At 46.6% G+C, this 11,774-nt stretch carries 10 protein-coding genes; 1 reads left to right on the top strand and 9 read right to left on the bottom strand.

Features of this window, described 5'->3' with window-relative positions:
* Positions 1 to 55: 55 nt before the first annotated feature.
* From CD05_RS0105655 to mtaB, 9 genes are all read right to left on the bottom strand, one after another.
* Positions 56 to 577 carry an HD domain-containing protein gene (locus CD05_RS0105655; protein ID WP_028509668.1) on the bottom strand — a complete coding sequence of 174 codons (522 nt, stop codon included), beginning with the start codon at positions 575 to 577 and terminating at the stop codon, positions 56 to 58.
* Positions 578 to 701: 124 nt separating this feature from the next.
* The gene (locus CD05_RS0105660) at positions 702 to 1,625 is read right to left on the bottom strand and encodes a radical SAM protein (RefSeq protein ID WP_028509669.1); all 924 of its coding nucleotides are present in this window, start codon (positions 1,623 to 1,625) and stop codon (positions 702 to 704) included.
* Positions 1,597 to 2,889 carry a hypothetical protein gene (locus tag CD05_RS0105665; protein ID WP_028509670.1) on the bottom strand — a complete coding sequence of 431 codons (1,293 nt, stop codon included), beginning with the start codon at positions 2,887 to 2,889 and terminating at the stop codon, positions 1,597 to 1,599. Before CD05_RS0105665 ends, CD05_RS0105660 begins: the two co-directional genes overlap by 29 nt.
* 4 nt (positions 2,890 to 2,893) lie before the next feature.
* Positions 2,894 to 3,778 carry a 4-(cytidine 5'-diphospho)-2-C-methyl-D-erythritol kinase gene (ispE, locus tag CD05_RS0105670; RefSeq protein ID WP_051588850.1) on the bottom strand — a complete coding sequence of 295 codons (885 nt, stop codon included), beginning with the start codon at positions 3,776 to 3,778 and terminating at the stop codon, positions 2,894 to 2,896.
* 45 nt (positions 3,779 to 3,823) lie between these two features.
* Positions 3,824 to 4,996: an aminotransferase class I/II-fold pyridoxal phosphate-dependent enzyme gene (locus tag CD05_RS0105675; protein ID WP_198021611.1), complete on the bottom strand. Its 1,173-nt coding sequence runs from the start codon at positions 4,994 to 4,996 to the stop codon at positions 3,824 to 3,826.
* Positions 4,993 to 5,472: an Lrp/AsnC family transcriptional regulator gene (locus CD05_RS0105680; RefSeq protein WP_028509673.1), complete on the bottom strand. Its 480-nt coding sequence runs from the start codon at positions 5,470 to 5,472 to the stop codon at positions 4,993 to 4,995. The genes CD05_RS0105675 and CD05_RS0105680 overlap by 4 nt, the downstream gene beginning before the upstream one ends.
* A 215-nt stretch (positions 5,473 to 5,687) precedes the next feature.
* The gene (locus CD05_RS0105685) at positions 5,688 to 5,975 is read right to left on the bottom strand and encodes a DUF1294 domain-containing protein (RefSeq protein WP_028509674.1); all 288 of its coding nucleotides are present in this window, start codon (positions 5,973 to 5,975) and stop codon (positions 5,688 to 5,690) included.
* A 54-nt stretch (positions 5,976 to 6,029) separates the two neighbouring features.
* Positions 6,030 to 9,743, bottom strand: a complete 3,714-nt coding sequence (locus tag CD05_RS0105690) for a phosphoribosylformylglycinamidine synthase (protein ID WP_028509675.1) — start codon at positions 9,741 to 9,743, stop codon at positions 6,030 to 6,032.
* Between the two features lie 177 nt (positions 9,744 to 9,920).
* A complete protein-coding gene (gene mtaB, locus CD05_RS0105695) occupies positions 9,921 to 11,219 on the bottom strand; it encodes a tRNA (N(6)-L-threonylcarbamoyladenosine(37)-C(2))-methylthiotransferase MtaB (RefSeq protein WP_028509676.1) in 1,299 nt (432 codons plus the stop codon).
* 273 nt (positions 11,220 to 11,492) lie between these two features.
* Here mtaB and CD05_RS0105700 point away from each other — a divergent pair, with 273 nt between their 5' ends.
* Positions 11,493 to 11,726: an HPr family phosphocarrier protein gene (locus tag CD05_RS0105700; RefSeq protein ID WP_028509677.1), complete on the top strand. Its 234-nt coding sequence runs from the start codon at positions 11,493 to 11,495 to the stop codon at positions 11,724 to 11,726.
* The last annotated feature ends 48 nt before the right edge of the window (positions 11,727 to 11,774 follow it).

Here is an 11,774-nt window from a genome sequence, read left to right on the forward strand (position 1 = left end):
AATTCTTTTATAAAAAAGACCGACATTTTACTGTCGGCCTTAAGTTTACGTGTTTTTAGCTCTTTGCTTTCTTGTATTTCCCGGTCAGCTTGCCCTTGAAGTAAGACCCCAGCTCGATCATAGCCGAATACTTGTCCATCATAACTATAACATAGCTCTCCGGGTATTTCGGCAGCTTTACTGTGAGAGGCCACATATGCTTGATGATTATGTCCTCCTCACGCTTGTCCAGTTCAAAGTGCTGCCTGGCATTTTCAAGCGCTTTTTTCGGGTGAGTAAAGCCGTGCGGCAGCTCGCCCTTCTTTCTTTTCTCAACTCTCCAGTCATACAGGAACAGATCGTGCAGCATACCTGCTCTTGCAGCCTGCTTGTAGTTGAGCCCTAATTTCTTGCAGACAACATAGTTGTAGTATGAAACATTCAGGCTGTGCTGAAAGCAGGTCGTGCTGTAGTGATGCCTGAAATTTTTCATTTCTTTAACTATATCGCTGTCGAGCAGATCCTTGACTATCTCGTAGTATTCCTTCGAGGTCTCAGATGACTCGATCGTGTATCTTGAACCAAGTGCTTTTGACATAGATCAGATCTCCTTATTGTCCTAAGGCCGCCTTTGTCCAAAGGCTATCAAACGCATGAACAACAATATATAGTTGTCTTCGCATTCCCGACTACTATCATTATACATCAATATTTTGATTTTGTCAATCGTTCTGGAAAAATGTTACCTTTTTGTCATTAAAAAACTGCGGAATGTATACATCGTCAGCCGATGACCTTTGCTGTATAAAGCCTTCAAACCCGTACTTTTCAAGTGCCTTTATTACAGAGTTGTATTCAAAAGTCGTCGTCCTGCGGCAAAGCTCACGGATGCCTTCGCAGTTCTTCGTCGGTGTAAACTGGCTCATAAGGCTTACAAGCACTTCGTCTTTTTCAAAGTTCTGCCCGATCATGTCCATGAGCTTTATAGAATCATGCCTGCCGCCCGGTAATACAAGATGCCTGATGATAACGCCCTTTTTCATTATCCCTTTGTCATCAAACGCAGGCTTCCCGGTCATGGCAGCCATTTCCTTTACAGCGGCAATGGCGTTTTCAAAATAATCCCTTGCCTTTGAGTATCTGAAAGAGAGCTCGCCGTCATAGTATTTAAGGTCGGGGAGGAATATGTCTATGTACCCATTTAGCAGCCTTATAGTCTCAGCCCGCTCGTATCCGCCGCAGTTGTATACAACGGGTATCATGAGCCTGTCCTTTGCAATATCAAGCGCTGTGAGTATCTGCGGAACAAAATGCGTCGGGTTTACAAGGTTTATGTTGTTTGCACCCTTGTCCTGGAGTTTTAGGAAGATATCAGCAAGCTCGCTTTCGGTTATATCATATCCCGTGCTGCCCTGAGATATCTCATGATTCTGGCAGAAAACGCATTTTAAACTGCACCCGCAGAAGAAGACCGTCCCCGAGCCCTCCTTGCCGGATATGCAGGGCTCTTCCCAGTAATGCCTGCCCCACCTTGCAATTCTAAGGCTCCTGCCCTCGCCGCAGAAGCCCTTGCTTTTTGTCCTGTCAATGCCGCACTGCCTCGGGCATAGCCTGCATTCACTTAGCAGAGTCAGATGATCCGTCATTTTTCTTACCGTTCTGTTTGTCGATCATGTCAGTCGTGAATTTCTGGAAGCTTGCCAATCCATCCTTGACCTTTGATGATGAGAAGGAAATATAACAGTCAAATTCATTAGCCGATTCAGGCACCAGGAAAGTCACGAGCATGATGTATTCGCCGCTTTTGTCATTGCTTGCGGTAACTATGCAATCATACCCGTTGCACCAGCACACCTCACCGTCCTTGTTGAACGCATACAGTACGAGACTGTCAGCATTTGGCAGCTCAGCGCCGTGCTCTCCGGTAATGGTGAATTCAAACATCAGCTCAGTAAACTTTTCTTTGCTCATGTCCCACTCTGAGGAAGGATAGCTTTTATCGTTCGTTTCTTTCTTCTTCGGGTCGATCTTCTTGTCGCCGTACTGATAGTTTGTCAGCTTTATCTTGTATTCGCCATAGTCTGCCACAAGCTCCTGCTGTAAGGGCAGATCTATCTTCGGGTTTATCTTGCTCACATCAACAGCACTGATACTGTTTGAGCTGCTCGCTTCCTGCTTCTTTTCTTCGGAGTAATCAGCTATTTCCTCAAATGCGTTGATTATCAGTATGAATATAGCAACGCATATGATAACAACGCCAACAGCCTTTGAGTTGCTGCCCTTTGCATACCGCTGCTGACTACTCCTGCCCTGGAAGCTTGAAAAGCTGTTGTTTGCACTGTAGCTGTTTGCGCCGGGCGTTTTGCCGCCGTTTATCCCATACAGCATCTGCTGATTTGAGGTATAGCCGGTATTAGATGTGTGATGAGAGTAACGAAAGGTCGATTGATCCGGCGTGTCAACACCTGTTATCCTGCTTCTGAGTGTCGGGTCAATAGAATCAAGAAAGCTGTTTACCTGCTGCGATGATGAACCGGCACGAGACTGCGGCTGCTTGTTGTCGGTGAAAACTCTGCCGGGGTTGGTAGTGTCTCTGCTCCTTCGCTCCTGATAGGCCTGCTTGAAGCTCTCGTTCTTGACGTGTGCGCCCTGCTCTGTGAAGCTCCTTGTCTTGGCTGCATCTTCACGGTCAAGGCTCTTTTTCATCGAAATGTCTTCGTGAAGCTCCTGCCTCATCTCATCTGCAAGAAAGCTGCCGAGCTTCTCCTTGCTGCGACTGCTCCAGAGCTCCTCGCTCTTTCTTGATGTGTCAAAGCTCAGTTCTTCCTCCCTCGCCGTAAAGCATTCCGGGCATAAAGAGCCGTCACCGGCCTTGAATTTGTATCCGCATATTTTGCATTTGTAAGCCATATGCTCACCCCTCTGTAATTATCTCAATGCCTTTGCTCTTGCTTTCGCATAGGATCATCTCTTTGTGTTTGTCCTTAATCGCCTTATAGGCTGCCCCTGCGCTCTCTTTGCTGTCATATATCCCGAAAACCGCCGAGCCGCTGCCTGTCATAAGAACGCCCATAGCGCCGCTCTCTTTCAAGGCATTTTTCGCAGCCGATATCTTGTCATCACTTATCACAAGCTCAAATGCATTGAAAAGCCTGCTGCAAATAAGCTCTGTGTCGCCTTTATTCAGCGCATCAGAAAACTCAGCCATGCTCCTGTGCTCGGGCGATGCCAGCCCGTCGTATGCCTTGTATGCCGCAGGCGTGCTTACAGCCGTGTCAGGCTTTATAACTATCATCGGCAGGGGAGTGTCAAATCCAGTGTCACTCAGCTTTTCGCCTATCCCCTGACAAACGCAGCAGCCGCCCTTTAAGCAAAACGGTACATCAGCGCCGATAGCTGCACCGATATCTATCAGCTCATTCTCACTCAGCCCAAGCTCAAAAAGCGTGTTCAACGCCACAAGAGCCGCCGCTCCGTCAGCACTTCCGCCGCCCATTCCGGCCTGAGAGGGGATGTTCTTATCAACCGTCACCCTAAGCCCTGCATTGCTGCCCGTCAGATATTTATCAAACAGCGCCTTTGCCGCCTTGTATATAATGTTGCTCTCATCAAGCGGAAAGCCTTCCTTATCGCATACTATCTCAATGCCCACAGCATCGGTCTTTTCAAATGTGAGTATATCCGCAATTCCAACGCTCATCATCACACTGTCAAGCTCGTGATATCCGTCATCACGTCTGCCTGTTATGTCAAGAAAGAGGTTTATCTTGGCATTGGCTTTGATCTTTATCATGTTCATTGTATGTCTCCTGTGTATTGCTAAATGATAAATGGAAAGCCCGTTTTATCCTTTAAGCTCATCTAAGAATTCGCCTATCCTTCTTATAGCCTCTTTCAGATGCGCTATCGAGTAAGCATAGGATACTCTTATGAACCCCTCTCCGCAGTCGCCGAAGGCATTGCCCGGAACTACTGCGACCTGCTTTTGCATTATCAGCTTTTCGCAGAATTCCTCGCTTGTAAGCCCTGTGCTCTTTATGCAGGGGAATACATAGAAAGCCCCCTTTGGCGTGAAGCAGTCAAGGCCTAATTTGTTGAAAGCATCGACTAAATACCTGCGCCTTGCATTGTATTCGTTGCGCATCTTCTCAATGTCTGCATCACATTCCTTAAGCGCCTTTATGGCAGCATACTGGCTCACCGTAGGCGATGACATTATCGCATACTGGTGCAGCTTTAACATCTGTTCGATAAGCGGTTTCGGTCCTGCAAGATACCCGAGCCGCCAGCCTGTCATGGCATATGCCTTTGAGAAGCCGTTAACTATTATCACACGCTCTTTCATGTCGCCTATCTGTGCAAGCGAGCAGTGCTTCTCGCCGTATGTAAGCTCGCTGTATATCTCGTCGCTGATAACTGCAATGTTAGTTCCTTCAAGTACCTCCGCTATCTTTTCAAGGTCTTCTCTTGTCATGATAGCACCTGTCGGGTTGTTCGGGAAGGGGAGTATCAGCAGCTTCGTCTTGTCCGTTATTTTGGACTTAAGTTCCTCTGCTGTCAGCCTGAACTCATTTTCAGCCTTTGTCTCAATGGATATCACCTTGCCGCCTGAAAGCTCTGCAATAGGCCTGTAGCATACAAACGACGGCTCGCAGATAAGCACTTCATCGCCCGGCTCAACTGTGCATCTTATCGCCAGGTCGATAGCCTCAGAGCCGCCTACAGTCACGATTATCTGATTTTTCGGGTCATAGCTCAGGCCGAGCTTTCTCTGTGTGTAGGCTGCTATTTCTTTTCTCAGATCAATAAGACCTGAGTTCGCCGTGTAGTTAGTCCTTCCCTTGTCAAGAATGTTTATAGCTTCCTGCCTTACCACCCACGGTGTCTTGAAATCCGGCTCGCCGACGCCTAAGGATATAACATTATCCATAGTCTCTGCCATGTCAAAGTATTTTCTTATCCCTGACGGCTTGGCGCTTTTTATCCTGTTGTTGAGCAGCTTGTCGTAGTCGATCATGGACATACCCAGCTCCTCTCGTCCTTTTCTTCACCGTCAATGATAATTCCGTTGTCCTTGTATGCTTTGAGAACAAAGTGAGTTGCTGTTGACTGCACTGCATCAATAGTTGCAAGCCTCTGCGATACGAAAAGCGATACGTCCCTTATGTTTGACCCGATTACTTCCACGAGTATGTCGTAAGTGCCTGACATAAGCCTTACACTTGCCACCTCGTCATAAGAAGCTATCTGCCTTGCTATCTCGTCATACCCCGACTGTGACTGCGGAGTTACGTTAAGCTCTATAAGCGCAGATACACTGTTCGGGTCATAGCTGCTCTCATCGATTATAGTTGAGTAGCCCTTGATTATACCGTCGTTTTCGAGCTTGGCTATCATTTTCTTTACCTCGTCTGCCGGTTTGCCAAGCATTACAGCAAGTTCCTCATCAGTTATCCTTGCATTCTGTCTTAATAATCTTATCAATTCGTCCATACATATATCCTCCTTTGCAAAGTGCCTGTTATCTTAACCGATAACAGCTTGAATTATTACTGTATATACATAGATATATTATATCACAATATTAACTTTTTGTAAACCCCGGAGAGGGATATTTGCTCTTGCTTTTATAACACTTAATCGAATAAATGTTCCACGTAGAACAAATAAAAAAGCGCCCGGTTTTCCGAGCGCTCTGAGTAATATATTCATGATGTAAGGTTGGAATATACCTTGACTATAAAAAAGACCCACAGTGCAATGGATATGCCGTTTACCACAAAGAAATACCAGTGCTTGGTCTTGTGCCTGAAAGCGAACATACCTGCAAGCCCGCCAAGAGCACCGCCGATAAAGCCTGTCATAAGCAGCGTCTGCTCCTTAATGCGCCATTTGTCTCTCTTTGCACGGCTTTTGTCAACACCGTACATGATAAAGCAAACTATGCTCACTATGCATACATAGCCAAGTACAACAAAAAGAAATATCTTCCCCATGTTTTCTCCTTTTAAAAGCATCGGGGCGATATTCTCGCCCCATACTTAGATTTTTTACTTGAAGTATTTAACGCCGCTCTCAAATATCTTCTGATTCTTGTTACCGGGAACATTCTTGCATACGTTGTCGCCGATACGCTCAGAGTGACCCATCTTACCGAATACTCTGCCGTCGGGTGAGGTGATGCCCTCGATAGCGTCGATAGATGTGTTCGGGTTGCACTGTATGTCAAGCGTCGGGTTGCCGTCAAAGTCAACATACTGTGTAGCTATCTGACCGTTTGCAGCAAGCTGTGCTATCTCGATAGAGGAAGCCACGAATCTGCCCTCGCCGTGAGAAATAGCTATGCTGTGGATATCTCCTACCTCGCAGCCTGCAAGCCAAGGCGACTTGTTTGAAGCTATCCTTGTGTTTACCATCTTCGACTGGTGCCTGTTTATCGTGTTGAATGTAAGAGTAGGTGAGTCGTCTCTCATATCTCTTATCTCGCCGTAAGGCACAAGACCGAGCTTTACGAGCGCCTGGAAACCGTTGCAGATACCGAGCATAAGACCGTCTCTGTTCTTTAAAAGGTCGTGTATAGCATCTGTGAGCCTCGGGTTTCTCAGGAAGGATACGATAAACTTGCCGGAACCGTCAGGCTCGTCGCCGCCCGAGAAGCCGCCCGGCAGCATAACTATCTGCGACTGCTTGATGAGCTTCTCCATTTCAACGACGGATTCTTCTATAGCCTGTGCTGTGAGGTTTCTTACAACGAATATCTCAGCCTCAGCGCCCGCTCTTTCAAATACTCTTGCTGTGTCGTATTCGCAGTTTGTACCCGGGAATACAGGAATGAGCACTTTGGGCTTAGCGACCTTTATTGCAGGTGCAACTCTCTTTTCAGCCTTGAAGGAGTATGTCTTGGGCTCGTCCTCAGGCTGCTTTATCTTTGCAGGGAATACAGGCTCGAGCTTGTCCTCCCAGAGCTTTTCTATTTTTTCAAGGTCAACAGTGTAATCCTCGGTCTCAACAGTGTAGAGCTCAGTTGTCTTACCGATAACACGCTCATCAGTCTCAGTGCCGGCCTTGAGCTCGATAACGAATGAGCCGTAGCAAGCTCTGAACAGCTCGGTAGGTGTTACTCTGCTTGTAAATCTGAAGCCTATCTTGTTGCCGAATGCCATTTTGCATATAGCCTCAGAGATACCGCCGAAAGCAACTGTGCGGCAGGAGAGTACAGCGCCGCTCTTTATAAGCGCTTCAACTCTTGCAAATACATTTTTGAGCGAGTTAAAATCTACTATCCTGTTCTCGTCAAACTCAGGTGTGATGACGATAACGTCACTGCCTGCCTCCTTGAACTCGGAGGATACTATATTATCAGTATTTGCAACAGAAACAGCAAAGGAAACAAGTGTAGGCGGAACGTCGATGTTCTCAAATGTACCGCTCATAGAGTCCTTGCCGCCTATAGCGCCGAGACCAAGCTCCATCTGTGCCTTGTAAGCACCGAGAAGTGCCGATAAAGGCTGTCCCCAACGCTCAGGGTCATTCTGTGTTCTCTCAAAGTATTCCTGGAATGTCAGCCAGCACTTGGTGCTGCTGCCGCCTGCTGCAACTACCTTTGCAACAGATTCAACAACTGCCGAGATAGCACCGTGATACGGGCTCTCGGAAGAAACGAAGGGGTTAAAGCCCCAGCCCATGATAGAAGCAGTCTTTGTCTCGCCGCCGAGCACAGGTATCTTAGCAGCCATAGCCTGATTAGGTGTGTTCTGATACTTGCCGCCGAAAGGCATAAGCACAGTGCCTGCACCGATAGTTGAGTCAAATCTTTCAACAAGACCCTTCTGCGAGCATACATTAAGACTCGAGATCATAGCTTCCCAGCGCTCTGCTGTGTTCTCTATATTGCTCTCGCTGCCGAATATAGGCTCGTTTATAACGATATTTGTGTGCTTCTCAGCACCGTTTGAATTAAGGAAGTCTCTTGAAAGGTCAACTATAGTGTTGCCGTTCCACTCCATTTTGAGTCTCGGCTCTGCTGTTACCATAGCAACGAGTGTAGCTTCAAGGTTTTCCTTTGCAGCCTCAGCCATGAATGCAGCAACATCGTTTCTTGATACTACAACAGCCATTCTCTCCTGAGATTCGCTTATTGCGAGCTCAGTACCGTCAAGGCCGTCATATTTCTTGGGAACTGCGTTAAGGTCTATAACAAGACCGTCAGTCAGCTCACCTATAGCAACTGATACACCGCCTGCACCGAAGTCGTTGCAGCGCTTTATCATTCTTGTTACCTTGGGATTTCTGAAAAGCCTCTGCAGCTTTCTTTCCTCAGGAGCATTACCCTTCTGTACCTCTGCGCCGCAGCTTTCGAGCGACTGGAGAGTGTGGGACTTGGACGAGCCTGTAGCACCGCCGCAGCCGTCACGGCCTGTTCTGCCGCCGAGCAGGATAACAACATCGCCTTCCTCGGGTCTTTCACGCCTTACATTGCTCTCGGGGGCTGCACCTATTACAGCGCCTATCTCCAGTCTCTTTGCAACATAGCCGGGGTGATATATCTCACTGACATGACCTGTAGCAAGGCCTATCTGGTTGCCGTAGGAGGAATAGCCGTTAGCTGCTGTAACTACAAGCTTTCTCTGGGGGAGCTTGCCTGCGATAGTGTCTTCAACAGGAACAAGGGGATTAGCCGCACCTGTGACACGCATAGCCTGGTAAACATAGCTTCTGCCGGAGAGCGGGTCTCTAATAGCACCGCCGAGACAGGTAGCAGCGCCGCCGAAGGGCTCTATCTCTGTCGGGTGGTTGTGTGTCTCGTTCTTGAACATGAGCAGCCAGTCTTCATCAACGCCGTCAACGTCCACCTTGATCTTTACAGAGCAGGCATTGATCTCCTCGCTCTCGTCAAGGTCTTTGAGAAGGCCGTCTTTTTTGAGCTTCTTAGCACCGATGCAGGCAAGGTCCATAAGTGTTACAGGCTTGTCTGTTCTGCCGGCATAGAGCTCTTTTCTTGTGTTTATGTAGTCATCATATGTAGCAGCGATATAGTCAGCGCCGATATCAACGCTGTCGATTATAGTGGAGAATGTTGTGTGTCTGCAATGATCCGACCAGTATGTGTCGATCATTCTTATCTCAGTAATGGTGGGGTTTCTCTTTTCAGTGTTCTTGAAGTAGTCACGGCAGAACTTTATGTCATCAAAGTCCATAGCAAGGCCGAGACTTGTGAGCATGATCTTAAGATCATCATCTGTCGAGTAGATAAAGCCGTCTATGGTGTCAACTGTTGTGGGTATATCATACTTGATATCAAGGGTTTCAAAGGTGTCAAGGCTTGCTTCACGGCTCTCAACGGGGTTGATTATATAGTGCTTTATCTGAGCAAGCTCATCATCGCTGACATTGCCCTTGACTATGTATATCTTAGCGCTCTTTACAGCAGGCCTGTTGCCGCCTGTAAGAAGCGAGATACACTGAGCGCACGAGTCAGCTCTCTGGTCAAACTGACCGGGGAGATACTCTACAGCAAACATCTTCTCATCATTTGCAGTATCGGGCAGGCAGTCATATGTAACATCAACAGCCGGCTCTGAGAATACAACAGGTGTTGCAAGCTCGAAATCCTCTCTTGAAAGACCCTCGGCATCGTATCTGTTGATAATTCTTATAGACTTAAGGCCGCTCATGCCCAGAGCCGACCTGATGTCATTAAGAACAGATGCCGCTTCAACAGCAAAATCCTTTTTCTTTTCGACATAAATTCTGTAAACGGACATTGAAAAACTCCTCCATTCAAAATAATGGTTATAAGCATTCTGCGAGTACACATCAAAAAGAATACTCATACAAATATATTATACTACATTTCCAAACACCTTGTCAACAAAAAAGGCTTTCAGATATTCAAACATTAAACAAACAATTCGTGAACAATAAATTTAATTATTTTACATTTATTTCAACCTGCCAAAGCAGCAGGTGCCGTCATGCCCGGTTATCACGACATCAAGCATCTGCCGTCTGAGCGTAACATCAGGCGATATCCTGTCAGTTTTTACAAGCGTGTAGTTGTCGCTGTGCCCCTGATGATAGACAGGAGAGCTCTCCTTTTCAAACAGCACCCTCACAGTTTTGCCGAGCATTCCTTCAAGAAAAGCGCTCCTGCTCTCGCTTATCACCTGTGACATTTCAAGAGCACGCTTATGCTTGGCGGCTTTGTCTATCTGCATAGGCAGTTTGTCGGCGACTGTACCTTTTCTTCTTGAATAGGGGAAGATATGCCCGTCAGCAAAGGCTATTTCCCTTGCAAAGTCTAAGGACGAGCGGTGGTCTTCATCGGTTTCTCCCGGAAAGCCGACCATTATGTCTGTGGTTATGGCGCAGTTATCAAACTGCTCTCTCAGGTCATTAACGAGCGTTTTGTATAGCTTTGTATCATAATGGCGCTTCATGGCTTTGAGCGTTTTGTCACAGCCGCTCTGAAGTGACAGGTGAAAGTGCGGGCAGAGCTTATTAAGCGCCGCCATGCGCTCGATATCAGGTTTTGTTATCATCTCAGGCTCGACAGAGCTTAGCCTTACCCTGAAATCGCCGTCAAGCAGGCATACGGCTTCTATCGCATCAATAAGCCTTGTGCTGCCCCCGAGCTCACGCCCGTAGCAGCAGAGGTTTATCCCTGTGAGGATCATCTCCTTATGGCCTGATGCGATAAGCATAGCTGCTTCTTTTCTTATTTCGTCTAAAGGCTTTGAGCTGAGCTTGCCCCGTGCAAAGGGGATAGCACAGTATGTGCAGAACATCTCGCAGCCGTCCTGGATCTTTATGTAAGCCCTTGTCTTTGAACTGCCTGAGCTGCTGCACATAGGCTCTATAGTGTTGTTTTCAGGCGAGCCTAAATCAAATATCCTCTCACCGTCGGCGATATAGCGCCTGATTAGCGAGGGGAGAGCAGTTTTGTTTCTTGACCCGACGATAACGGCACATTCGGGCAGGATATCGTTGCTGCCGGCAGTCTGCGTCATGCAGCCTGCGGCGCAGATGATGCAGGAAGGGTTTTCTTTGGATATCCTTCTGATAAACTGCCTGCACTTTGAATCCGCCGAAGATGTTACAGTGCAGGTGTTTATAACGGCTATATCTGCATTCTGATATGTGTCTGTAGTTTCAAAGCCTTCGGCGTTCATAAGCTGTTCTATGCAGTTTGTTTCGTATTGGTTCACCTTGCAGCCGAAGGTCATAAAAAATGCTTTCATATAATTCTCCCAAGTTTATTTATTGATATGATTATTAATGCGGCCAGTAATATACTGTTGCTTTTATACAAATATTCACAAAATATATTGTGCAATATGCTTATAAATCAAAACTGAGCTTTGTTTCTATTGACTATTATACTATATTTTATTATTTTTTGCAAATATCTCTTGACAAATCGAAAAATATGATTATAATAAAAGCTGTAGAGAAAAGAAGACACTACAAAACAAAGGGCAGGTGCCCGAACCTAATGACAGGAGGAATATATTATGACAAAAAAGAAAATCATGCTCGCTTCTATCGCAGACGTTAAGAAGTTCGTAAGCGTTGTATCCATGTACGATTTTGAGGTAGACCTTTCATCAGGCAGATATGCAGTAGATGCTAAGTCTATCATGGGTATTTTCTCCCTTGACCTTTCAAATCCTATTACTCTTACTGCACACACTGATTCCGGTGAGAAGTTCTTCGCAGAGATCAAGGACTTTATCGTAGAGGATTAATAAACTACAAAAACAATATAAGCGGCAGATCTTAAGCGGTCTGCCGCT

The sequence above is a fragment of the Ruminococcus sp. NK3A76 genome (assembly GCF_000686125.1).
Taxonomy (GTDB): domain Bacteria; phylum Bacillota; class Clostridia; order Oscillospirales; family Ruminococcaceae; genus NK3A76.

Coding starts and splice junctions, on each gene's coding strand:
- CD05_RS0105675 (WP_198021611.1), bottom strand. CDS start 4,996: ATGATCGACTACGACAAGCTGCTCAACAACAGGATAAAAAGCGCCAAG.
- CD05_RS0105655 (WP_028509668.1), bottom strand. CDS start 577: ATGTCAAAAGCACTTGGTTCAAGATACACGATCGAGTCATCTGAGACC.
- CD05_RS0105665 (WP_028509670.1), bottom strand. CDS start 2,889: ATGGCTTACAAATGCAAAATATGCGGATACAAATTCAAGGCCGGTGAC.
- CD05_RS0105700 (WP_028509677.1), top strand. CDS start 11,493: ATGACAAAAAAGAAAATCATGCTCGCTTCTATCGCAGACGTTAAGAAG.
- mtaB (WP_028509676.1), bottom strand. CDS start 11,219: ATGAAAGCATTTTTTATGACCTTCGGCTGCAAGGTGAACCAATACGAA.
- CD05_RS0105685 (WP_028509674.1), bottom strand. CDS start 5,975: ATGGGGAAGATATTTCTTTTTGTTGTACTTGGCTATGTATGCATAGTG.
- ispE (WP_051588850.1), bottom strand. CDS start 3,778: ATGAACATGATAAAGATCAAAGCCAATGCCAAGATAAACCTCTTTCTT.
- CD05_RS0105660 (WP_028509669.1), bottom strand. CDS start 1,625: ATGACGGATCATCTGACTCTGCTAAGTGAATGCAGGCTATGCCCGAGG.
- CD05_RS0105690 (WP_028509675.1), bottom strand. CDS start 9,743: ATGTCCGTTTACAGAATTTATGTCGAAAAGAAAAAGGATTTTGCTGTT.
- CD05_RS0105680 (WP_028509673.1), bottom strand. CDS start 5,472: ATGGACGAATTGATAAGATTATTAAGACAGAATGCAAGGATAACTGAT.